Source organism: Bradyrhizobium sp. AUGA SZCCT0182 (genome assembly GCF_018130185.1).
GTDB lineage: Bacteria > Pseudomonadota > Alphaproteobacteria > Rhizobiales > Xanthobacteraceae > Bradyrhizobium.
The window spans coordinates 21091-43297 of record NZ_JAFCLY010000048.1; the positions used below are offsets into that span (position 1 = coordinate 21091).

A 22207-nucleotide genomic window follows, 5' to 3' on the forward strand; every position below is an offset into this window, starting at 1 on the left:
CAGACCGAATTGCGACCGCAGAATCGTGTCGAACAGGGCCCGACGACACCGGGCGCAGGCGACCTGCCGCGCGGCCTTGCCACACGACGAGCCGGCGAGGAACGCTGTCTTCTTGCCCTCCGGTGCGCTCAAACCCGGCATTATTTTACCTCTCAGTTATGAAACAGCCCACTTCCAGGGGTTGGCAGCGGTCGTTCGCTTCACTTTTTTGATGACGATCGTCATCTTATATGTTAGATGATGATCGTCATGAAAAAAGTCAAGCGGAGTTTTTACGAATCTGAGATCGCTCGGCCGTGGTCAGGACCAGCAGACGCAGGTCCTGCGACCAACGGAGTGAGAAAACGATGAGGGTGTCGCGCGAAAAGGCGCTGGAGAACCGCGAGCAGATCATCGAGACTGCGGCGCGCCTGCTGCGCGAGCATGGTTTCGATGGGATCGGCGTTGCCGACATCATGAAAGCCGCCGGCCTGACCCATGGCGGCTTCTATCGCAACTTCGCTTCAAAGGATGATCTGGCGGTCAAGGCCAGCGAACGTGCGATCGCGGACACGACAGCGTTGCTGAAGGATGGACTGGCCCAACAGCCCAAAGATCCGTTTCGCGAACTCATCGAACGCTATGTGTCGTCGGCCCATCGCGACGATCCAGGGTCCGGGTGCATTCTGCCGGCATTGGCCGTGGACGCCGCGCGGAGCGACGACCCCGCTCTCCGAGCTGTCTTCATCACGGCGATTCAAGGCTATCTCGACCTGATAACAAGACTGTCATCCGCGACCCCGAGAGCCGCGGGCAGCAGACATCCCGCTGCTATCCTCTCGGAAATGATCGGCGCTGTCATATTGTCTCGGGTGATTGCGGATGCCCCTCTGGCGGAATCGCTGATGGCTGCCGTGGTGACGGATATTGCCGGACCATCCCCGGAAAACAAATCGGCCGAGGGGTGACTTCAGCGCTTTGTATCACCTGAAATTAGGAGCGCGCTTCTCGATGAAGGCCCGCACGGCTTCGGCGTGCTGCGCGGTGCTCGCTGCGAGGACCATCTTCTCGGCCTCGTGATCCAATGACGTCAGGAAGTCAGCCGACAGCGCAAGGTCGAGATTATCCTTGATGGAGGCAAACGCACTCCCCGGACCGTTCGCCAACGTCCTCGCAATGCCAAATGCTTCGCTCTGCAGGTTAACATCAGGCACCACGCGATTTACCAGCCCCAGCGCTTCGCAGCGACGTGCATCGATTCGTTCGGACAGGAACATCAGTTCGCGGGCACGCGCCGTCCCGGCCAGCCGGGTCAACAGCCACGAAATGCCGTAATCGCCCGTTAGCGCAATCCTGGCATAACCAGTCGTCATGATGGTGGATTCGGCAGCGACACGAATGTCGCAGGCGAGCGCGATCGCAAGCCCAGCGCCAGCCGCCGGTCCCGGCAGGGCCGCGATGGTGGGTTTACGCACCGAGACAAGCACGCCGGTCAGGGTTCGTTGACGCTCCTTCAGTCGCGCAACCTTGTCGCTGAATGACATGGCCGGTGCAGCCGAACTGCCGCCCATCCCCTTGACGTCGCCGCCCGAACAGAAAGCGCTGCCTGCACCGGTAATCAGCAATGCGCCGACGTTAGGATCGTCACCGTTGCGCTTGATCATCCGGCGTAACGCCGGCGTGAGATCGTCGGACAGCGAATTTCGCGCCTCGGGCCGATTCAAGGTGATCACGGCAACGCGATCCCGGATCGCGCACAGCAACTCGTCCGTTCCCGTATCAATCGAGATTGACTCATCAGTCATGGTTTCGACCTTTCCAGTCCTGCGTCTGCGGCGATCCTAAATGAGCAAGCGCGTTCCCCAGCTGTGACCGCGCTTCTCACCGGTCAGGCGTCACCAGTTTTCGCGGAATGGCCGCAGTTCCGCGAGGAATGACCAGGCCGATCGGTCCTGACCGTAGAGATGGTACAGTTCGTCGGCGATGGCGGCAGGCTTGATGAAGAATTCATCCGGTTTGTCGCTCATCCGCGCGCGCATCCGGGGCGTATCGATCACGGCGTCGATGAGAACATAAGAGACGTGGACGCCGAGGGGCCCCATGTCACGCGCGATCGACTCGGCCAATATACGCTGCGCCGCCTTTGTCGGAGCGAAGCCGGCGAAATTGGCCTTGCCCCGGATCGAAGACGTGTTTCCGGTCACCAGGATCGCACCCTTGCCTCGATCGATCATGTCAGGGGCCACTTCGCGCGCCAGGTACAATAAGCCCATCACGTTCACCTCGAAATTGCCCTTCAGCATCTTCGGATCGATCTCGCGAAAGCTTCCCCAGCCTCCTCCGACCGCGTTGTGGATGAGAACCTCGGCCGCTCCAAAACGGCGCTTTACGTCATTGACGACGGTACGCACCTGGCTCTCGTCGGCCACGTCGCAGGTCACCGCGTGTACGTCGGGAAGCTCTTGCGCAAGGCGATTGGTGAGCTCCGCTGAGCGGGCGAGCGCAATGATACGGAACCCGCCAGCAGAGAACCGCTTGACGATGGCAGCTCCCGTGCCCGGCCCTACCCCGGTCACGATCGCGATTGGCTTCTCGGTCATTTTAACGCTCCCTTCGAGCTATTGTCCGGCCGCTCTCATGTGAATTCGCTCGGACTGCGACTGATAGGTGGCAGCCTCGTGCGCGGACACCAGCGCCAGACGAACCGCTACGTTCTTGTGGTAGGGCGTGCCCGCAATGGGATCGCGGTTGCCGCTCTCAGTGAGCAGATTGATACGCGGCCCGTTGATCAGGCGCTCTCCGTCCGACGTCGGGTATGCCTGACCGTAGCCGTGCGGAAGCGCCAGCTGGCCATTCCGCATGGCGTCGTCGACCTTACAGCGGACGACGAGCCGTCCGACCACCGACTCGACGGCGATCCAGTCACCATCTTCCGCGCCCAACTCGCTCAGGTCGCTCGAATTGATCAACATGGCGCCGTCCGGATCCTCGCGCCGCCACGCCGGATCGCGAAAGATCTGGTTGGCATTGAACATGCGGCGGCCACCTGCCGCCAACATGAACGGGAACTCCTTTGGCGCCCCCGCTGCTTGCGGATCGAGCCGCGCCAGCCATTCCAGCATCTGCGGGATCACCAACCGAACCTTGCGGTCCGAATGGCTGATCAATGACCAGACCTCGTCATAGTCGTGCCGGGTAACGGCCGTGCCTTGCCGGGTGGCTACGATAGTGTCGAACAGGAGATCGCCGAGCTGGTGATCCGCCACCTCGTCCGACGCACCGATCGCCCGCCGCACCGCTTGCGGCGATCGCTTCGCGCAAGCCAGCGCCGCCCCCCACAAGGGTGCCGCAGCAGCCGTGCCGTCCGGAAGCGTCTGCCCTAGCGTGTGATAGAGCACCAGCGCAGCGACCGCGCCGGGGTTTTCAGCGATGACAGCACGAAAGGCGATGGCGAACTCGGCTCGCGAACGCCGCGCCGCCTCCCGCAGGGGCGCGAGCACATTGTCACCTGGCAGAAGCCCCAGGGCGATGGCAAGCCGCGTGTAGATCTCGGGCTCCGGCAATGTGCCAGCAAGCGGCGGCAATACGCCGGCGCGTACGTGAAAATAGTTCGTCGGAAATTCGAAGTTGAACAGGGTGAATTCAGTTTTCTCGAACTGTGAGGACGCCGGGAGAACGTAATGCGCGAGCTGTGCGGTTTCGGTCATCGCAACGTCGACCACAACGCATAGATCGAGCGAGCGCAGCGCGCGTTCCACAGCCTCGGTGTTTGCTGCCGTGTTGGCGGGATTGGAACTGTCGATCCAGGCGCAGCGCAACCGGTCAGGATGGTCCTTGAGCACCGCTTCGGGGAAAATGTTGGGCGGCAACAGGCCCCCAATAATCGCGTCGCCGGTCGGCGCGAATGTCTGGTTCGGAGAATTACCCCATAGCGGTTGAAGCCAGCTATGCAATTGGTTGGTGCCTTTACGGCCGAAATTGCCGGAAAGCATGATCAGAAGCTTTTCGAGATAGGAGTTGAGCGTCGAGTTGATGCCTTGCTGGATGCCAAGCTCGACCCGCACCACCATGGCCCTCGCCGCGACGATCATCGCGGCGCAACGCTCCATGTCCGCGATCGAGATATCGGCGGCGGCAGCCCATTCTTCAACGGAGATGTTTAATAGCGCTTGTCTCACTTCCGTGAAGCCGATCGCGTGCTCCTCAATGAAGGCATGATCGATCCGGTCGGACCGGACAAGCATGGCCAGCAGCGCGCCTAGGAGAAACGTGTCGGCACCGGGACGAACCGCGAGATGCAGATCCGCCATTTCGGCAGTTTCGGTTCGCCTGGGATCAATGACGATCAGCTTGCGTGCGGGATCCTTGCGGATCTGATTGAGATGATCGCGCGCATTGGGGAAGCCGTGCGCGATCCAGGGATTGGCACCGATGACAAGCAAGAGATCGCAATGATGGACGTCCTCGGCGGTGTGGCACGTCTGGCTACCGAACATGTGGCCATTGACCCAGAAGTCGCCGGTTTTTTCCTGCGAAAGGGCATTGAAGACGCTGCGCGAACCCAGCGCGCGTAACAATCCGCTGGCGTAGGCACCGCCGGCGTGGTTGCCCTGCCCGCCACCGCCGTAAAGGGCGATAGTCTTGCCGCCATATCTATCGACGATGTCTCGCAGCCGCTCCGCGATTTCTGCGATCGCCACGTCCCACTCGATTGCATCAAAGCCGCCGTCGGCGCGACGACGCAGCGGAGTCGTAAGCCGATCCTTGTCATTCGCATAATATGGAATCCGGGTCGCCTTGTTGCACAGATAGCCTTGTGATTTCGGGCTCGAACGGTCGCCCCGTACTTTCTCGAGGCGCTCGTCGTTCACCAGGACTTCGATCCCGCAATTGATGTAACAAAGGTTGCAGGCTGTCTTGAGCCATTTGCCGGCCGTCATGGTGACCTCCCTTACGTTATGATTATTTGCAGCGCATCGCCTTTATGGTTCTTCGCTGCGGCTTCCGAATCCGACCGCCTGCGGTCTTGCGTCCGGCATCGAGGATGCGGTCGGAAAGTTTCCCTGAGCCGACGGCACGCGACAGCACGATCGATCCCACCATGGTTGCGATAGCGCCCGTCGCGATTTGGCGGGCCTGTTGAGGTGGCTCGCCGTGAAGCAGCTCGACAAAGACATCGATCATCTTCTCCAGTTTGGAAGCCAGGGCCTGCTGCTCGCCGGGGCTCGACCGAGCGACATCGGCGGCCAGGGTTGGGAGCGCGCAACCGTGTTTAGGATTGTCGCGATGCCGGGGACTAAGGTAATCGGCGATCAACGCCTCGAAGCGTTCCCCGTTGGCCTTCCCGTCCGCCAGTTTTTTCCATCGCTCAGTCGTTTGGTCCATTGCAAAAGCGATCGCCTCGCCAACAAGCGCGGCGCGTGAATCGAAATGATTATAGAAGCCGCCGTGCGTCAGACCCGCGAGCTTCATCAAGTCGACAACACTGAGCCCTTTGGTACCCTTTAGGCGCAAGCCGTAGGAGGCATTTTCAACGATTCGATTGTGGGTTTGACGCCGGTGGTCTTCTACGTATCGCATCGCCACTCCGTGCAAGGTCCTAAGGTGGTCGGCTGTCCGAACCGTCCCATCCCCTCCGAGCAATTCTGGAACCGCGCTTCCTTGATGGTCACGGCAACATTTCATTGCAATGCCGGCTATCTTATATGACTATCGTCATATAACAACACCTATCAACAGGAGAGTTCGCCATGGCCACCACTTCCGACCCCGTCGTCATCCTTTCCGCCGCCCGCACGCCGCTGGGCCGCTTCATGGGCGAGTTGTCGCCTCTCAGCGCCCACAAGCTCGGCTCCCACGTGATCGGCGCGGCGCTGGAGCGGGCCACGCTTGCGCCCGAGCGCATCGATGAGGTTTTCATGGGCAATGTATTGCCGGCCGGCCAGGGTCAGGCACCGGCGCGCCAGGCCGCCCGCGGCGCCAAACTGCCGGATGCCACCGGCGCCACCACCATTAACAAGGTCTGCGGCTCCGGCATGAAGGCCACCATGCTGGCCCACGACATCATCAATGCAGGCTCGGCCTCGATCGTGCTGTCCGGCGGCATGGAGAGCATGAGCAATGCACCCTATCTGCTGGCCAAGGCGCGCGGCGGTTACCGCGCCGGCCATGACCGGATCATCGACCACATGATGATGGACGGGCTGGAGGACGCCTATGAGACCGGCCGCTCAATGGGCGATTTCGGCGAGGCTACCGCGGAAGCCTATCAATTCACCCGCAAGGATCAGGACGCTTACGCGATCGAAACGCTGACCCGCGCGCGCAAGGCGGTCGAAGGCGGCGCGTTCAAGGCCGAGATCGTGCCGATCACGCTAACCGAAAAAGCCGGGCCGCGGATCGTCGCCAACGACGAACATCCGTTGAAAGTGGACCCCGCCAAGATCCCCGGGCTGAAAGCCGCGTTCCGCGCCAACGGTACCATCACGCCGGCCGCCTCCTCCGCCAATGCCGATGGCGCCGCGGCACTCATTCTCGCAAAGCGCTCACTCGCGGATCGCGACGGCCTCCCCGTACTGGCCGAGATCAAGGGCCACGCGACCCACAGCCAGGAACCGCAGTGGTTCACCACGGCGCCGATCCCGGCCATTCGCAAGCTATTGGATAAGATCGGCTGGAGCGTCGGCGACGTCGATCTGTTCGAGATCAACGAGGCCTTTGCCGTGGTGGCGATGGCGGCGCAGAAGGATCTCGGCATCCTCAGGGAGAAGCTGAACGTCAATGGCGGCGCCTGCGCACTCGGTCATCCCATTGGTGCCACCGGCGCGCGCCTGATCGTGACGCTGTTGCACGCGCTGGAGGCGCAGAACCTCAAACGCGGCGTTGCAGCCCTTTGCATCGGTGGCGGTGAAGCCACCGCCATCGCGATCGAGCGCGTCGTCCGCAGATAGCACGGCCGATCCGACAGATAGGGGCTCGGCGAGCGGCGCGAACCGCGTCACTCGCCGCCTTGTAACCTGCCTATCCCGATCAGCGCGAAAGTTCCCATGGCTGACCATTGCCAAACGACCAAGAGCGTGCCGCGGGATGTTCCCGTCTCCAGCGGCCTGGCGATTGCGGTCCTTTCCGTCCTCGCCGCCACGGGAACGCTCGCGACCAATATCTTGCTGCCGTCGCTGCCGCAGATTGCGATCTCTTTGAATGTCACCAGTGCGGCGGTCACGTCCGCCATCACCGTCTTTCTTGCGGTGTTCGGGATAGGCCAGCTCCTGGTCGGACCGCTTTCGGATCGCTACGGGAGACGCTGGCCAGTCCTGATCGGATTTGTTGTGTTCATCGGCGGCAGCGTCTGGTGCGGTTTGGCAACAGATCTACCTAATCTTCTGGCCGGCCGCATCGTGCAGGCTGCTGGCGCTTGCGCGACGTCAGTGTTGTCTCGCGCCATCGCCCGCGACATGTTCAGTGGGCCGGCGCTGGCGCGCGCGATGGCGCTAATCATGATCGTAATGTCCGCAGCCCCCGGATTCTCACCTCTGCTTGGCGGCGCACTCGATCACAGTTTTGGCTGGCGCTCCGAATTCGCACTCGTCGCGGCCTTTGCCGCAGCTGGCGCCATTGCCTACAGCATCATCCTCGGCGAAACCCACAATTCGATCCGCACGCCGCTCAATCTGGTCGCCATCGCCAGGACCTATGTTGGCCTGATTGGTGATCGTCGTTTCGCTATCCCGGCTGCAACCGCGAGCCTGATCATAGGCGGCTTGTTCTCGATGTTTTCGGCTGCACCGCGCCTGTTCATTGAAGCAATGCACTTCACGCCGATCCAGCTCGGCCTCTTCTTCGCCGGCACCGTTTTTATCGTATTCGCCGCGGGCATGCTGGCGACGAAACTGGCACCACGCTACGGGCTCGATCGCCCGATCCGGGCAGGGCTGTGGGCGACGGCCGCCAGCAGCGTTGCGATCCTACTCATCTCGATGATCAGCCCGACGTTCCTGCCGTTCCTGGGCGCGATGTGCGTTTTTCTCCTCGGCATGGGCGTTGTCAGTCCACTGGCTACCGCGCGGGCGCTCTCTCCATTCGGGGAGAAGGCCGGCGCCGCCTCGGCGCTACTGGGTTTCTGGCAGATGATGAACGCAGCAATCGGTGTATGGCTCGCTGCAACGGTGTCGCATGAAGCAATGTTCGCGCTCGGTGTCGTGTTGAGCGCGTTTTCACTGCTGGCTCTTGGTTTGTACGCCTGGGGCCTGAGGTCACCTGCTCCCCATTAGGTGCCATGGAACTCCGGTTTGCTGCTGCCAGCCGGACGCTTCATCTCGAACATGTTCTCCGTCCTGACCTCAAGGTAATCGCCACCCCGGCCCGTGCGGAGTATGGGACGCGCGAGTGCGGTGTTGTAGACACCGTCCTCGATCAAGGACTTGTCGATGTATACTGCGACCACTTCGCCGAGCACGAACCATCCTTCGACCTTCTCACCGCGCGCATTCGACAGCTGAGAGACGTCGACAACCTTGCATTCCATAGCGGCCCTGCTCTCGCCTACCCGCGGCACAGCGACGTGGCGCCCGGGTATTGCCGTCAGCCCTGCTGCTTCGAACTCGCTCACGCCGTGATCGAGCGGCGTCGCCGTCACGTTCATGCGCTCGCCAAGATCCATCGTAACCAGATTCCAGACGAATTCGCGGGTCTCGCTGACGTTCTTGACCGTGTCCTTCCACGAAATTGAGGAGAACCCGATTATCGGGGGGTCGTAGAGGAACGCGTTGAAGAAGCTGTAAGGAGCGAGGTTCAGTTGACCAGCCGCATTGCGCGACGAAATCCAGCCAATCGGACGCGGCGCGACAATCGCGTTGAATGGATTATGCCGGAGTCCGTGGCCCTTCGAAGGCTCGTAATAGTGGAAGTCGGTCAGATCCATGAATTCCCCCGACAGCTATATTTCGCTCGGAAAGCTCAGGCGATCGCCAGAGCCGCAGCCGGCCTCTTCCCGGCATCATCAAGGAAGCCAGTCAGACGCTGACGGATGATCTGTTCGGCATCCGCCATGATGCGGTCGATCAGTTCTTTGACCGTGGGAATGTCGTGAATGAGGCCCGCGACCATGCCGCAACTCCAGGCGCCGGCGTCCATGTCGCCGTCGATCATCACCTTGGGATAGACGCCTGCCACCTGATCGAGGATATCCTCGATCTTGAGCTGCTTCCCCTTCTTCTGTTCGATTTCGAGAAGCTGTTCGACGCCCTTGTTGTTCAATACCCGCTCGGTATTTCGCAGCGCGCGCATGACCAGACGGGTGTCGAGTTCCGTTGCCTTCACCAGCGCATCCTTGACGTTCTGGTGTACCGGCGCTTCCTTGGTTGCGATAAAGCGCGTTCCCATGTTCATGCCGGCAGCACCCATCGCCAGCGCAGCGACCAGGCTGCGCGCGTCCGCCATACCACCGGAGGCAACGAACGGTATCTTCAGTTCCTCGGCTGCACGCGGCAACAGGATCATGTTGGGCATGTCGTCTTCGCCGGGATGGCCGCCGCATTCGAAGCCGTCGACGCTGACGGCGTCGCAGCCGATCTGCTCGGCTTTCAGCGAGTGCCGAACCGAGGTGCATTTGTGGATGACCTTGATGCCTGCCGCCTTCAAGGCCGGCATGTACTGCTCGGGGCTACGCCCTGCGGTTTCGACGATCCTGATGCCGCCTTCCCTGATGGCTGCAATGTATTCCGGATAGGGAGGTGCGCTGAAGGTCGGCAGAAAGGTCAGATTCACCCCGAATGGCTTATCGGTAATTTCGTGACAGCGCGCGATTTCCTTTGCGAGCAGTTCAGGCGTTCTTTGCGTCAATCCAGTGATGAGACCCAGGCCGCCAGCATTGGACACGGCCGCTGCCATTTCGGCAAAGCCCACATAATGCATGCCGCCCTGAATGATGGGATGTTCGATGCCGAACAATTCAGTAATTGCTGTTTTCACGAGGAGCTCCTGCTTTTCTGTCGCGCCTTTTTCTCAATGAACGATTTCCAGAAGCCCCGCGGCCCCCATGCCGCCACCGACACACATGGTGACGACGGCATACTTCGCCTTGCGCCGACGACCCTCAATCAGAGCATGGCCGGTCAGCCGGGCTCCGGTCATGCCGTAGGGATGGCCAACCGCGATCGAGCCGCCATTGACGTTGAGCTTTTCCGGATCGATCCCGAGCTTGTCGCGGCAATAGATTACCTGCACCGCGAAGGCCTCGTTCAACTCCCAGAGATCGATATCCTCGATCTTCAGTCCGTGACGCTTGAGCAGGCGCGGCACGGCGTAGACCGGCCCCACTCCCATCTCGTCCGGCTCGCAACCTGCCGAGACGAAGCCCCGGAAAATGCCAAGCGGCTTTAGTCCCTTCTGCGCCGCCAGCTTGTCGCTCATGATGACAGCCGCACTTGCGCCGTCGGAGAGCTGACTCGCATTACCACCGGTAATGGTGAAGCCCGGCCCCTTGGCCGGCTTGACGCCTGCGAGAGCCTCAGCAGTGGTATCGGGACGCGGCCCCTCGTCAACCGACAGCGTCACTTCCCGATATGACACGGCACTGGTCGCCTTGTCGGTGACTGCCATGGTTGTCTTGATTGGTGCGAGTTCGTCGTTGAAGCGACCGCCCTGTTGCGCCGCGGCCGTCCGGCGCTGGCTTTCAAGGCTGTACTCATCCTGGCGTTCGCGCGAGATACTGTAGCGTTTCGATACAATTTCGGCAGTATCCAGCATCGCGATGTAGGCGTCCCCTTTCATCGCCAGCAGTTCGGGATCGACGGCATGAAAACTGTTGAACTGGTTGTTCTGGACCAGGCTGATAGATTCGCCACCGCCGCCGATGGCAACCTCCACGCCATCGAAGATCACCGAGCGCGCAGCCAAGGCAATCGCCTGTAGGCCAGACGCGCATTGCCGGTCGATGGTCGTCCCCGCCACGCTCACCGGAAGCCCGGCGCGTAGCAGCGCCTTTCGAGCGATGTTGGTGCCGGTAGTGCCCTGCTGCATGGCGCAACCCATCACGACATCCTCAACTTCGGCGCCTTCGATCTTGGCGCGTGACAGCGCCGAAGAGATCGCATGCCCCAACAGGGTGGTGCCCTCGGTATGGTTGAGCGCGCCTTTGTATGCCTTGCCGATCGGAGTGCGTGCGGTCGAGACGATCACAGCTTCAGTCATGGTTATACCTTTGGTTGGATACGGCAGTCGGATTGCCGCCTCGGAGGGGATATTCAATTTTGCTGCGCGTACCGCATCAGATGATAGGCGGGATCGCCAAACTGGATGTTGATGGAGTTTATCCGCTTGAAGTAATGGCCGACGTTCAATTCGTCGCTCATCCCCATCCCGCCATGTAGCTGCACGGCTTGCTCTGCGACGAAGCGGGCGGCGTTGCCAACCTTCGACTTCGCACCCGACGCCAGCTTCGATCCGTTTGGCTCCCGGGCCGCGAGGCTGAGGTTCAAATGTTGCGTGAGCGAGATCGACTCTTCGAGCGCGATGAACATGTCGACCATGCGGTGCTGCAACACCTGAAACGTCCCAATTGCCGCCCCGAATTGCTTGCGCGCTTTGCTGTACTCAAGCGACGCCGAATTCAGCACCGACATCGCGCCGACGGCTTCCGCGCAGAGTGCAGCGATAGCACGGTCGCGGCACGCTTCGAGCGCCACGACGCCTTCGCCTTCGGCACCGAGCAATTGGTCGACTGGAACGTGGACGTCCATCAACGTGAGTTCGGCGGCGCGGCGGCCATCGACGGTTTTGAAGCTTTGCAAGTGGAGATTCGCCGAATGGCGATCAACGACGAACAGGCTTACGCCGACGCGATCGCGGGGTCCACCGGACGTCCGCGCCGAGACGATCAGCTTGTCGGCCCACGGCGCACCAATCACCGCCGCCTTCGTTCCGCTCAGGACAAAGTTGTCCCCCTGGCGCCGCGCTGTCGTCGTGACGTTGTCAAAATCGTAGCGCGATCGCCCTTCCGCCCAGGCCAGAGCCCATATGGCGCTGCCATCCATGATTTTCGGCAGGAACGCTTCGCGCTGCTCCGATGAGCCGGTGTCTTCGATCAGGCCGCCTGCGAGAACAACGGTCTCAAGGTACGGTTCGACGACCAGGCTGCGACCGAACTCCTGCATCACGATCATGGTCGCAAGCGATCCGCCGCCAAGACCGCCGGAGCTTTCCTGAAACGGTGCAGCGCACAACCCAAGTTCGGCAAAGGCGCTCCAGTGCTTGCGGCTCCAGCCCTCATCCGTCGCAACAATTTTTCGACGCTCGTCGAAATCGTATTGATCGCGCAGGAACCGCTGAATGCTGGAACGGAGCAATTCCTGTTCTTCCGTCAACTGGATATCCATCCGATGCCTCGTGCGATGTGGTCAGAGACCAAGAACTGCTTTCGCGATGATGTTGCGCTGAATTTCATTCGATCCCCCGTAAATGCTGAGTTTTCGGGAGTTCAGATATTTCTCCGTGGCGGTGTGCCCGTAATCCGGTCCCGGCATGAAACGGTTGGCGCTCACCGGGTGCTCGCGGATCGCCAGACCGTAGTTGCCGATCGCCTGATGCGTCAGATCCGTGATGCGTTGGAATATTTCGGTGCCCCTGATCTTGAACAGCGATGCGGCCGGTCCCGGATCGATGCCACGCGCCATCTGCGCGACGATCCGCAGCTCGGTTGCCTCCAGCGCGAGCACATCCAGCTCGACGCGCGCAATTTCCTTGATGAATTCCCCGAAGGTCGGGTCGTCCTCGCCGATCTCGGTCTTCACAATATGTTTGAGGCGCGCAAGATACCGTGTCGACCGGCCGATCCCGGCCATGCTGGTACGCTCGTTGCCGAGCAGAAACTTCGCGTAGGTCCAGCCCTTGTTTTCCTCGCCGATCAAATTCTCGACGGCGACGCGCACGTCCTCGAGGAAAACGTCGTTCACCTCGTGCGATCCGTCGATGGTGATGATGGGCCGCACGGTGACGCCGGGCGACTTCATGTCGATCAGCAGGAAGGAGATGCCGGCCTGAGGTTTTGCCGAAGGATCGGTCCGCACCAGGCAGAATATCCAGTCGGCATGCTGGGCCAGTGTCGTCCAGGTCTTGTGTCCGTTGACAACGTAGTGATCGCCGTCGCGTACGGCCTTGGTGCGGACCGACGCGAGGTCGGAGCCGGATCCCGGCTCCGAATAACCCTGGCACCACCAATCCTCACCGGAGAGGATTCGCGGCAGAAACTTCTGTTTCTGCGCGTCGTTGCCGAATGTGTAGATAACCGGGCCGACCATGGTTACGCTGAACGCGAGTGGCGGCAGCGTCCCGGCACGTGACGTTTCCTGCTCGAAGATAAAGCGCTGCGTGATCGACCAGCCCGGCCCGCCATGCTCCTTGGGCCAGAGCGGCGCGATCCATCCCTTCTGGTGGAGAATACGGTGCCAGAGCAGCATCTGCTCCTTGGAAAGGTCGGTTTCCGGATTGGGAACGCGCATTTCCGCGGGATAGTTCTCCGCGATGAAGGCGCGAACCTCGTCACGAAACGCAGCCTCCTCACTGGAAAGATTGAGTTCCATTGTGAGAGGCTCCCGCTACCACTTCTCGCCAAACGGACGAATCTCCAGTTCAAACGTCCAGGCGCTTTTGGGCTGCTGATAAAGCAGCCAGTAGGACTCCGCGACCGAGGATGGCGGCATTAGCAGATCAGGATCATCCAGTGCGTTCGGGCCCAGCGCTTCGACTCGTCGCTGCCGCACCCATTCGGTGTCGACACCGGAGTCGATAATGAGATGCGCGACATGGATATTCTTGGGGCCCAACTCGCGTGCGGTCGCCTGTGCAACGGCCCGCAGGCCGAACTTCGCGCTGGCGAAGGCCGCATATCCCGTCCCGCCACGGAGGCTCGCTGTTGCGCCAGTAAAGAAGATATTGCCTTTGCCACGGGGAAGCATCAGGCGGGCTGCCTCGCGGCCGGCGAGAAAGCCGGAATAGCAGGCCATTTCCCAGACCTTGCGGAATACGCGTTCGGTCGTATCCAGAATCGGATAGTTGACGTTGGCACCAATGTTGAAGATGCACACCTCCAGCGGCGCGTGCTTGTCGGCGTCGCCGAGGAAGGAAATGATTTCCTCCTCCTTGCGTGCATCGAGCGAGCGCGTGTGAATTTCGCCGCCGGCCTTCTCGATCTCCTTCACGAGCGGTTCGAGCTTGGCGCCGTTGCGCCGCCCGGCGAACACCGTGAAGCCCTCGGAGGCGAACTTCTTTGCAATCTCGCTGCCGATATAGTCGCCAGCACCGATCACGGCCACGGTCGCGTTTCTCTTTTGCAAGGGTATTCTCCCGGTCAGGTTAGATCTGTTGTCTGCGAGGTTCGGCGGTCTGCGCCGGAGCGGTCTCGCCACCTTGGCCACGCAAGGACTCCCCGAGCTTGTGCTTGAGTATCTTGCCGGTTGAGGTGGCCGGCAAAGCATCGAGGATGATGATCTTGGACGGCCGCTTGTATGAGGTGAGCTGAAATCGGATAAAGCCCATCAGATCCTCCGGCGTCGCCCGCGACCCTGGCAGCAGTTGCACGAACCCGACAATCTCTTCATTGCCGTCGACAGCACGGCCGACCACGGCGCATTGCACGACGTCCTTGTGTGAACTGAGGACCGCTTCGACTTCGGCGGGATAGACGTTGAAGCCCGAACGGATGATCATTTCCTTGGTGCGGCCGACAATGTACAGGCAATCGCCGTCATAGCGCGCCAGATCGCCGGTGTTGAACCACCCCTCGCTGTCGATTGCCTTGGCGGTAAGGTCGGGGGCACGATAGTAGCCGAGCATCACGTTGCGGCCGCGGACATGCAGCTCTCCGACTTCACCTCTTGCCGTCGGAATTCCGTCGAGCGTTCTGACCCGCGCCTCTACGCCCGGCAGCACTGTGCCTACTGACTGGTCGGCACGTGGCGCATCGAAGCGTACGCCCGATATACCCGGCGAACATTCGGTGATCCCGTAGCCGTTAAGCAGCGGAAGGCCGAACTCTTTTTCCACACGCAACTTCAGATTCAAATCGAGCGGCGCGCCGGCAACAGTAACCAACCGTAATGAGCCTCGGGCGAATTGCTCCACACCCGACACGCTCTTGTACTCCAGCAACCGTTGATAGGTAGCCGGCACCCCATTGAGGATGGTAACGCCCTCTTCCGCGATCGCCCTGGCGGTCGCGGCAGGATCGTATTTGCTTACCAGCTGCACCGTGCCGCCGGTCATCAATGTCATGATCAGGAGCGAGATGCCGACGATATGGGAGATCGGCAAGACGAGATAGATCTTGTCGTCTTCGTTCATTTTTCGGATATGCGCCGTGGTCTTTGCGCTCATCAGCAGGTTGTCATGCGAGAGCATCACGCCCTTCGGGGTCCCCGTCGTTCCCGAGGTGTAGATCAGCACCGCGACTTGTTTCTGGGGATCTGCCTCCACCGGCTCGGCGGCTGCGCTTTCGTTGAGCGGGCCGACACCAACATCCAGCAGTGGGCCTATTCGCTGGTTCTCGTTGGCATAGCGCGACGCATGAGCCGCGGCCTCCTTCGAGATACCTGATGTGAAGAACATCCGACGCGCGCCACTATGGTCGCGGATCTGATCCAGCTCCCGTGCGGACAGTCGCGGGTTGGCGACGATCGCCCAGGCGTCGAGCCGGCTCACCGCCAGCAGCAATGCGGCGAGCGCAATACAGTTTTCGCTGACAATGATCATCCGGTCGCCCGCTCTGATTCCCAGCGACGACAGGACGGTGGCGATCTCGCTGACACGCTGATCCAGATCGCGGTAGCTCCAGGATGCCCCGTCTTCGACCAGCGCGATCCGGTCGGGGGCTTTGGCAACCTGTCTTGCCGTTACTTCATGGATACGACGCGGCAAGCCGACAGCAATCTCGTCGAGATCGATCGTCTCTGAAAGCTCCGCCACGACTGACCTCCCCATCAACGATTGCCCGCTCTCGCAACGCGCGGATGCTTGGCCGAACCTAACGTTCTTTTTTAGAACTCGTCAATGATTAAATCATCGTCCGGGCTTTACGAGGTCCGAAGGGGCAACTAGGCTGCCCTATCATGATTGGATCATTGTTGAACGCCGTCGTTTACAGAGCGCCATCTGATCGTTACGATAAAAGTATCAAATAGGAACTTTATGGGAGGAACGCAATGACGGCGAACCGCGGCGTAGCGATACTTGTGGGCGCAGGCGATGCCATTGGGGCGGCAGTCGCGCGGCGTTTTGCCAAGGGCGGCTATACGGTTTGCATCTGCAGGCGTGATGCGTCCAAATCGCAGCGACTTGTGGCCGAGCTGAGGGATGCTGGACATAAGATTCACGCGTTCAGCGTCGACGCCCGTCAGGAAGCAGAGGTCCAGGGGATATTCGCGCGGATCGAAAAAGAGCTCGGACCGATCGAGGTCTGTCTCTACAATGCCGGTTCGAACGTCAACAAGCCTCTGCTGGACACCACAGAGAAGCTGTTCTTCAAGGCCTGGGAACTGGCCTGCTATGGCGGCTTCCTGGTCGGGCGTGAGGCTGCGCGCGTCATGCTTCCGCGTGGACACGGCACCATCTTCTTTACGGGTGCGACGGCCAGCGTGCGCGGCGGCCAGGGGTTTGCGGCATTTTCATCAGCGAAGTTCGGACTTCGAGCCGTGGCCCAGGCGATGGCGCGCGAGTTGGGGCCGAAGAACATTCATGTCGTGCATCTCCTGATCGACGCTGGCGTCGACAGCGAGGCGATTCATCAGCGCATGAAAGCGGCGAAGGGGATCGAGGCAAGCGAAATTCCCCCAGATAGCCTGACAAAGACATCTTCCATTGCTGAGGCCTATTGGTTCACCCACCAGCAAAGCAGGGATGGCTGGACCCACGAACTCGACCTCCGTCCGTCCGTGGAGAAGTGGTAACATGAGCGCTACACCAAACCTGACCCTGTGGGGCGTTGGGACAAGCCGCACCATCCGTCCGCATTGGGCCATGCACGAGTTAGCTTACGAGACTAAGCCGATCGGGCCGCGAACGGGCGAGACCAAGACCGCGGAATATACCAAGCTCAATCCGCGCCAGAAGATTCCGCTGCTTCAGGACGGCGACTTCTCTATCGGCGAGAGCGCCGCGATCGTTGCCTACCTGTCGCGAATGTACTCCACGACGGAGCGCTCGCTGATTCCTGAAACCACCCGTGAGTATGCCGCGTGGCTGGAATGGTGTTTCTTTATCGTCGCGGAGCTGGATTCAACCAGCCTTTACGTGATGCGCCGCCATCGGGCCGACGCGCTCGGTCCAATCTACGGTATTGCGCCCGAGGTCGTTGCCCAGGCCGGCGAGTATTTCCGCCAGCAGTTGCGCCATGTCGAAGTAGCACTTGCAGACGGCCGGCAATTCCTGATGGGCGACCGGTTTACCAGCGCTGACATCCTGCTCACGACCTGCCTTGAGTGGGCCGTTGCCTATGGCGTTGGCATTTGCGACAATGCGCAGCCCTATCTCGAACGCATCAAGAAACGGGAGGCCTTCCAGCGAGCCGTCGCGGCGAATGTCCCGATGGCACCAATCACGCCGGTGCCGGCGAAGGTTTAAAGACCGACCACCACCTCGCGCAGGGGTTCGAGGTTAGATCGCCACACGCACGCTACGCTCGGCGACCATCTTGTCGATGGCGCCGTCGTCGTAACCCAGCTCGCGCAACACGTCGCGGGAGTGCTCGCCGACGCGGGGAGCTGGCCCGCCAATCGCGGCCTCATTGATCTCAAAGCGGGCCGCCGGCTTCGGCTGCCGCACCCGTCCGACCTTCGGTTGATCGAACTCCGCGATGATACCGCGCGCGATTACCTGTTCATTGTGAATGATTTCGCCTCGCCGCAGGATCGGCGCACAAGGCACGTCGGCAGCGTCCAGGCGCTCCAGCCATTCGGCAGTGGTGTGCCGGCCGATATACTCCGCCATCTTGTTGATGCGGGCCGTGGCATTGACCGAGCGTGCGCCCGGAGTCGCAAAGCGGGGATCGTTGGCAAGCTCGGGATCGCCGGAGGCCCGGCAAAAGCCCTGCCATTCGGAATCCGAAATGGTACCGGCCGTAATGTAGCCATCGCTGGTCTTGAACACGAGATCCGGCCGGTCGTTGGGATCTGCGGCGGTGGCCTCGGCTCCTACCACCGTGTATTGCATCATGCCCTCAGGCCACAGGTATGAAATCATCGCATCCAGCATTGCGACCTGAATATGATCGCCCTGCCCAGTCTTCTCGCGGGCGTAGAGCGCCGCTGCCACCGCCTGCGCGGTGAACACAGCGGTAGTCTTGTCGCATACGATCGTGCGGATCATCTGCGGACGGTTGGTTACCGGCTGCGACTGGATATCGGCAAACCCCGACAGCGCTTGAATGATCGGATCATAGACGCGCTTCTTCACATACGGGCCGGTCTCGCCGACGCCGCTGATCGAGACATAGATCAAGCGCGGATGGCGTTGGCGCAACTCATCGACGCCGAGACCGAGGCGCTCCATGGTGCCGGGGCGGAAATTCTGCACCAAGACATCCGCCTGCGCGACCAGCTTGGCGAGAACCTCTCGGCCGGCCGCGCTCTTGACGTCGATCGACAGTGAGCGCTTGCCGCGGTTCGAAGAGATAAAAAGTGCGGAGAACTCGCCATCCTTATCGATGGTGGCGCGGCTGCGCCGCGTGATATCGCCGCCAATCGGCTCGATCTTCAGGACGTCAGCGCCTTGATCCGCCAGAAACATGGTCGCGTAGGGACCGGACACCACGCCTGTCAAATCGAGGACTCGAACACCGCTAAGTGGGCCAGGCATGGGCATTCTCCCTGAGTTTACTTCGTTGTGGGGCCGACTGAATTTTCCCCATGCAAGCCCGGAACATCGGCCTGGCTCTGCAGGCCTCAATTCGCAACCTTAGGCCGTTTTCGAAACCAGCTGACTGGTTTGTTCGACGATCGACTCCTCGACGTCACGGAGCTGGTCCTTGCCGAAGAACATTTCCTTTCCGACGAAGAAAGTCGGTGAGCCGAATGCTCCACGGCCAACCGCGTCGGTCGTCCGATCGATCAACCCCTTCTTGACGTCATCCTGCTGCGCACGCGCAATCAATCGGTCGATATCGATGCCTGAGGAGATGAAGGCGTTCCGGAAGGTTTCGAGGTCATCCATCTTCTTGGGCTCTTCCCACATATGATGATAGGCCGCACGAAAATAGGGCTCAAACACGCCTTCAAACTGAGCCGCGACGGCGCCGCGCATCAGCATCAGCGTGTTGACCGGAAAGAAGGGATTCTGGCGAAATTTCGTGATGTTATGGCGGCGGATAAAGCGCTGGGTCTCAAGCGCCTGGTATTCCGGCTTGTTCTTGATTCCGCGAAGCGAGTCGAACGGCGACATGTTGCCGGTCCCCTTGAAGATGCCGCCGAGCAGAACCGGGACATATTCGAATTTCACGCCGGTGCGCCATTCAATTCCCGGCAGGACCAGTTCCGCGAGGTAAGCGTTCGGGCTGCCGAAATCGAACAGGAATTCAACTTTCAGGGGCATGTCGGTTCCTCCCGCAGAGCGCAGTGATGGTCAGGTTTGGTGATCGTCCAGCCGAACTGCGGCTACCATTCGGTCATACAGTTCTAAAATCGAACTGTCAAATCTGCGCTGAATTCTGCTGATTTTAACTAGTCGCGGGGTATTGTTTGGCATTTAGTACCTATCTAGAATGGAAGAGGCGGCTGCGGTTCCCGGGATTGATTCGAGGGGAACAGGCGCCTGCCGACCGGAGAGCAGGAATGAAATGGGATGAACTTGAGCAAGAGCCATGTTCGATGGCTCGAACCATCGGTGTGATCGGTGACCGTTGGACGCTTCTGATCCTCCGCGAATGCTTTCTGCGTACGCGCCGCTTCGAGGGTTTTCAGTCAGCGCTTGGAATCACGCGCCATTTGCTCGCAGAGCGGCTGAAAAAGCTGGTTCGGCAGGGCGTGCTGCGCCGCATTCCATACCAGGAGTCACCTAAGCGCCATGAGTATATCCTGACGCAGAAGGGTCTCGACCTCTATCCGATCATGATGGCGCTCGTCCATTGGGGCGACACCCACATGGTCGACGAACGCGGGCGGCCGTTGCTGCATCAGCACCGCAAATGCGGCAAGAACTTCGATCCGGTCATGGTGTGCTCCGAATGCGGAGAGCCGCTTTTGGCCAAGGAGGTACACACCCACCCCGGCCCCGGGGCCCGCGCCCCTTCAGAACGGATTTCTCGCGACAAGCCCGCAAAGCCAAAGACCCGCAAACAAGCGGCGTGATTGCCCGTCAGGGCGCTCACGCTCAAATCACTATCACGTCTTCGCTTGGCGGCTCTGCATACAGCCTTTCGACGCACCACGATCGGTGGCTCAACACGGCCCGCTGATTGACGTAGGCCTTGTCGGTGATCTCGCCTGCCGCCATCGACGGCGGATCCTTGAGCAGGGAGAACGAACAAATTCTTTCGCTGCTTCCGACGGTTTCATTGTATTCCCGAAAACGGTCTTTCAGGAATTGAACTACGAGAGGGTCGCAGGTCAAATCCAGCGCTGGAGTCTTCGATATCCGTGCTGCCTCGGCCGGATTCAACCAGCAGAGCAGCGCGCACGATTCACGATTTTCTCCCGCAACGACGAGGTCCAGCAATACGCCCCGGGTTGCAGCCAGAATTGCCGCTCGCATATTCCCGATCGAGACCCACGTGCCGTTCGCGAGTTTGAAGTTCTCGGAAATTCTGCCTGTAAAGCGCAACCCAAGCTCCGGCTTCTGAGGATCCAGAAACGAGACGGTATCGCCGATGCGATAGAATCCTTCCTCATCGAAGGCCTGTTCCGTCAAATCCGGCCTTCCGAGATAACCTGACGTAACGTTGGGTCCCTTGACCCTCGCCTCGTACGTATCGGAAACAGGGATCAGTTTTAGCTGCAGACCCGGCGCAGGAAGACCGATCTCTCCCGGCTGGTCGGTCGCCCAATGGGTCGTACTGATTGTCGGGGCCGTTTCGGTAGTGCCGTAGCCCGACATGACGGGAATTCGCCGGCCAGTGATCGACGATGTCAGCCGATAGAGTTTCTCAAGCGTGGCCTGCGAGATTGCAGCCCCGGCATAGCTCAATCGATCCACCCGCTTGAATACGCTGGCGCCAAGATCGAGGTCGTTCTCGATTGCACCACATAGGAGATTGTAGCCGGCAGGTACGTTGAACATGGCGGTGGGCGAAATCTCTTTGAGATTCGCGACCGTCTTGTGGAAGAGCTGAGGCAGCGGCCGGCCATCGTCGATGTAGAGCGTACCGCCATTCTTAAGAATGCCGTGAAGGATGACGTTGCTGCCCATCGTATGGTGCCATGGCAGCCACTCGACCTGCACCGGCGCGTCCGGAGGAGACACCAGCCGACTCCCCATTTGCAAGGAGCTCGCCATCATGCGGTGAGTGTTGAGCACGCCTTTGGGAAATCCTGTCGAACCGGATGTGAAGAGAATCTTTGCGACAGCGTCGCAAGAAACCGCCAGTGAAGCGTCTGCAAATCCTTCGCTCCCCGTTCGGGATTTCAGCGCACCGAAAGGCACGGTATCCGGCGCCCCATCGACACTGATCCAGGTCGATGCTGCCAGTTCGGGAATAGAACGTCCCGCGGAAAAGTCGCGCGCGCTCTGAACAAAAACAAATTTCGGGCGCAGCGCTTCCGCTATATCCTTGAGCCGAGCCAGGCCGCCGGGCATCAGCGTGTAGTTTGGGGATATCGGCGCCAGAACTACCCCTATCGACATCGCGGCAAACGAGATCACCGCGTTCTCGATCGAGTTTCCTGAAAGTATCGCCAGCTTGTCGGCCGGCTTTGCGCCCATGTCGATCAAGCTTTGGCCAACCGCCTGAACCTGCGACCATGCCTCGCGATAGGTGATCTCGTCCCATCCCCCTTCCGCATTGCGTTGCGCAAGAAAAATTCTATCGGGAACAGAATTTGCCCAGTTCGGAAGAAAATCCGTGATACGCCAGTCGCACTTTCCTAACTCAAGTGGCGAGCTCAATATGAGCGTGCCGTCGGTTCGACGCTCTATGGAAAGCTCCCTCGGCGCGAACGTCAGTGGCTTCGTCGACATCGAAACAATCTCCTGAACCGCTGTGATGGTCGACAAGCGCGCGGGGGCACGATTCGTCGCTTCTGATGCCATG

20 protein-coding genes are annotated in these 22207 nt (G+C 60.4%); 6 read left to right on the forward strand and 14 right to left on the reverse strand.

Annotated elements, in window-relative coordinates; translation table 11 throughout:
* Positions 1-347: 347 nt before the first annotated feature.
* The gene (locus JQ611_RS34315; RefSeq protein ID WP_212467959.1) at positions 348-947 is read left to right on the forward strand and encodes a TetR/AcrR family transcriptional regulator; all 600 of its coding nucleotides are present in this window, start codon (positions 348-350) and stop codon (positions 945-947) included.
* A 15-nt stretch (positions 948-962) separates the two neighbouring features.
* Here JQ611_RS34315 and JQ611_RS34320 read toward each other — a convergent pair whose 3' ends face one another.
* The 4 genes from JQ611_RS34320 to JQ611_RS34335 form a co-directional block, all read right to left on the reverse strand.
* Positions 963-1784, reverse strand: coding sequence for an enoyl-CoA hydratase-related protein (locus JQ611_RS34320; RefSeq protein WP_212263140.1), 822 nt, complete (start codon positions 1782-1784; stop codon positions 963-965).
* A 90-nt stretch (positions 1785-1874) separates the two neighbouring features.
* A complete protein-coding gene (locus JQ611_RS34325; RefSeq protein WP_212263141.1) occupies positions 1875-2579 on the reverse strand; it encodes an SDR family NAD(P)-dependent oxidoreductase in 705 nt (234 codons plus the stop codon).
* 18 nt (positions 2580-2597) lie between these two features.
* The gene (locus tag JQ611_RS34330) at positions 2598-4919 is read right to left on the reverse strand and encodes a molybdopterin-dependent oxidoreductase (RefSeq protein ID WP_212467960.1); all 2322 of its coding nucleotides are present in this window, start codon (positions 4917-4919) and stop codon (positions 2598-2600) included.
* A gap of 22 nt (positions 4920-4941) precedes the next feature.
* The gene (locus JQ611_RS34335; RefSeq protein WP_212467961.1) at positions 4942-5559 is read right to left on the reverse strand and encodes a TetR/AcrR family transcriptional regulator; all 618 of its coding nucleotides are present in this window, start codon (positions 5557-5559) and stop codon (positions 4942-4944) included.
* A 170-nt stretch (positions 5560-5729) separates the two neighbouring features.
* Between JQ611_RS34335 and JQ611_RS34340 the strand changes: the two genes are divergently transcribed.
* Both JQ611_RS34340 and JQ611_RS34345 read left to right on the forward strand, forming a co-directional pair.
* Complete coding sequence (locus tag JQ611_RS34340) at positions 5730-6929, forward strand: acetyl-CoA C-acyltransferase (RefSeq protein WP_212263144.1); 1200 nt, start codon at positions 5730-5732, stop codon at positions 6927-6929.
* Between the two features lie 96 nt (positions 6930-7025).
* Positions 7026-8249: a multidrug effflux MFS transporter gene (locus JQ611_RS34345; protein ID WP_212263145.1), complete on the forward strand. Its 1224-nt coding sequence runs from the start codon at positions 7026-7028 to the stop codon at positions 8247-8249.
* Here JQ611_RS34345 and JQ611_RS34350 read toward each other — a convergent pair.
* The 7 genes from JQ611_RS34350 to JQ611_RS34380 are packed head-to-tail and all read right to left on the reverse strand — an operon-like array spanning position 8246 to position 15888.
* Positions 8246-8899 carry a flavin reductase family protein gene (locus JQ611_RS34350; protein WP_212263146.1) on the reverse strand — a complete coding sequence of 218 codons (654 nt, stop codon included), beginning with the start codon at positions 8897-8899 and terminating at the stop codon, positions 8246-8248. The genes JQ611_RS34345 and JQ611_RS34350 overlap by 4 nt on opposite strands.
* A 35-nt stretch (positions 8900-8934) precedes the next feature.
* The gene (locus tag JQ611_RS34355) at positions 8935-9948 is read right to left on the reverse strand and encodes a nitronate monooxygenase family protein (protein WP_212263147.1); all 1014 of its coding nucleotides are present in this window, start codon (positions 9946-9948) and stop codon (positions 8935-8937) included.
* A 33-nt stretch (positions 9949-9981) separates the two neighbouring features.
* Positions 9982-11169 carry an acetyl-CoA C-acyltransferase gene (locus tag JQ611_RS34360; protein WP_212263148.1) on the reverse strand — a complete coding sequence of 396 codons (1188 nt, stop codon included), beginning with the start codon at positions 11167-11169 and terminating at the stop codon, positions 9982-9984.
* Between the two features lie 53 nt (positions 11170-11222).
* Entirely contained in the window at positions 11223-12353 is a 1131-nt protein-coding gene (locus tag JQ611_RS34365) for an acyl-CoA dehydrogenase family protein (protein ID WP_212263149.1), read from the reverse strand.
* A gap of 21 nt (positions 12354-12374) precedes the next feature.
* Complete coding sequence (locus JQ611_RS34370) at positions 12375-13556, reverse strand: acyl-CoA dehydrogenase family protein (RefSeq protein WP_212263150.1); 1182 nt, start codon at positions 13554-13556, stop codon at positions 12375-12377.
* 15 nt (positions 13557-13571) lie between these two features.
* Positions 13572-14309 carry an SDR family oxidoreductase gene (locus JQ611_RS34375; RefSeq protein ID WP_212263252.1) on the reverse strand — a complete coding sequence of 246 codons (738 nt, stop codon included), beginning with the start codon at positions 14307-14309 and terminating at the stop codon, positions 13572-13574.
* A gap of 19 nt (positions 14310-14328) precedes the next feature.
* Positions 14329-15888 carry an AMP-binding protein gene (locus JQ611_RS34380; RefSeq protein ID WP_312012325.1) on the reverse strand — a complete coding sequence of 520 codons (1560 nt, stop codon included), beginning with the start codon at positions 15886-15888 and terminating at the stop codon, positions 14329-14331.
* Between the two features lie 284 nt (positions 15889-16172).
* Here JQ611_RS34380 and JQ611_RS34385 point away from each other — a divergent pair, with 284 nt between their 5' ends.
* Positions 16173-16916 carry an SDR family NAD(P)-dependent oxidoreductase gene (locus JQ611_RS34385; RefSeq protein ID WP_212263152.1) on the forward strand — a complete coding sequence of 248 codons (744 nt, stop codon included), beginning with the start codon at positions 16173-16175 and terminating at the stop codon, positions 16914-16916.
* Between the two features lies 1 nt (position 16917).
* A complete protein-coding gene (locus JQ611_RS34390; protein ID WP_212467963.1) occupies positions 16918-17589 on the forward strand; it encodes a glutathione S-transferase family protein in 672 nt (223 codons plus the stop codon).
* A gap of 33 nt (positions 17590-17622) precedes the next feature.
* On the opposite strand, the gene JQ611_RS34395 is transcribed toward JQ611_RS34390, so the two are convergent.
* Together JQ611_RS34395 and JQ611_RS34400 are read right to left on the reverse strand one after the other, a co-directional pair.
* A complete protein-coding gene (locus JQ611_RS34395) occupies positions 17623-18822 on the reverse strand; it encodes a CaiB/BaiF CoA-transferase family protein (protein ID WP_212467964.1) in 1200 nt (399 codons plus the stop codon).
* Between the two features lie 99 nt (positions 18823-18921).
* Positions 18922-19554 (reverse strand): 2-hydroxychromene-2-carboxylate isomerase, encoded by a 633-nt coding sequence (locus JQ611_RS34400; protein ID WP_212209037.1) that lies wholly within the window; start codon positions 19552-19554, stop codon positions 18922-18924.
* A 239-nt stretch (positions 19555-19793) separates the two neighbouring features.
* Here JQ611_RS34400 and JQ611_RS34405 point away from each other — a divergent pair, with 239 nt between their 5' ends.
* On the forward strand, positions 19794-20309 hold the full coding sequence (locus tag JQ611_RS34405; protein WP_212263253.1) for a helix-turn-helix domain-containing protein: 516 nt from the start codon (positions 19794-19796) through the stop codon (positions 20307-20309).
* 22 nt (positions 20310-20331) lie between these two features.
* On the opposite strand, the gene JQ611_RS34410 is transcribed toward JQ611_RS34405, so the two are convergent.
* Positions 20332-22206, reverse strand: a complete 1875-nt coding sequence (locus JQ611_RS34410; protein WP_212467965.1) for an AMP-binding protein — start codon at positions 22204-22206, stop codon at positions 20332-20334.
* Position 22207: the final 1 nt, after the last annotated feature.

What these genes read in the sequence shown, in the direction of transcription:
- JQ611_RS34325 (WP_212263141.1), bottom strand. Translation starts at nt 2,579, where the DNA reads ATGACCGAGAAGCCAATCGCGATCGTGACCGGGGTAGGGCCGGGCACG.
- JQ611_RS34330 (WP_212467960.1), bottom strand. Translation starts at nt 4,919, where the DNA reads ATGACGGCCGGCAAATGGCTCAAGACAGCCTGCAACCTTTGTTACATC.
- JQ611_RS34345 (WP_212263145.1), top strand. Translation starts at nt 7,026, where the DNA reads ATGGCTGACCATTGCCAAACGACCAAGAGCGTGCCGCGGGATGTTCCC.
- JQ611_RS34390 (WP_212467963.1), top strand. Translation starts at nt 16,918, where the DNA reads ATGAGCGCTACACCAAACCTGACCCTGTGGGGCGTTGGGACAAGCCGC.
- JQ611_RS34340 (WP_212263144.1), top strand. Translation starts at nt 5,730, where the DNA reads ATGGCCACCACTTCCGACCCCGTCGTCATCCTTTCCGCCGCCCGCACG.
- JQ611_RS34395 (WP_212467964.1), bottom strand. Translation starts at nt 18,822, where the DNA reads ATGCCTGGCCCACTTAGCGGTGTTCGAGTCCTCGATTTGACAGGCGTG.
- JQ611_RS34385 (WP_212263152.1), top strand. Translation starts at nt 16,173, where the DNA reads ATGACGGCGAACCGCGGCGTAGCGATACTTGTGGGCGCAGGCGATGCC.
- JQ611_RS34360 (WP_212263148.1), bottom strand. Translation starts at nt 11,169, where the DNA reads ATGACTGAAGCTGTGATCGTCTCGACCGCACGCACTCCGATCGGCAAG.
- JQ611_RS34410 (WP_212467965.1), bottom strand. Translation starts at nt 22,206, where the DNA reads ATGGCATCAGAAGCGACGAATCGTGCCCCCGCGCGCTTGTCGACCATC.
- JQ611_RS34370 (WP_212263150.1), bottom strand. Translation starts at nt 13,556, where the DNA reads ATGGAACTCAATCTTTCCAGTGAGGAGGCTGCGTTTCGTGACGAGGTT.
- JQ611_RS34365 (WP_212263149.1), bottom strand. Translation starts at nt 12,353, where the DNA reads ATGGATATCCAGTTGACGGAAGAACAGGAATTGCTCCGTTCCAGCATT.
- JQ611_RS34400 (WP_212209037.1), bottom strand. Translation starts at nt 19,554, where the DNA reads ATGCCCCTGAAAGTTGAATTCCTGTTCGATTTCGGCAGCCCGAACGCT.
- JQ611_RS34405 (WP_212263253.1), top strand. Translation starts at nt 19,794, where the DNA reads ATGAAATGGGATGAACTTGAGCAAGAGCCATGTTCGATGGCTCGAACC.
- JQ611_RS34335 (WP_212467961.1), bottom strand. Translation starts at nt 5,559, where the DNA reads ATGCGATACGTAGAAGACCACCGGCGTCAAACCCACAATCGAATCGTT.
- JQ611_RS34350 (WP_212263146.1), bottom strand. Translation starts at nt 8,899, where the DNA reads ATGGATCTGACCGACTTCCACTATTACGAGCCTTCGAAGGGCCACGGA.
- JQ611_RS34315 (WP_212467959.1), top strand. Translation starts at nt 348, where the DNA reads ATGAGGGTGTCGCGCGAAAAGGCGCTGGAGAACCGCGAGCAGATCATC.
- JQ611_RS34320 (WP_212263140.1), bottom strand. Translation starts at nt 1,784, where the DNA reads ATGACTGATGAGTCAATCTCGATTGATACGGGAACGGACGAGTTGCTG.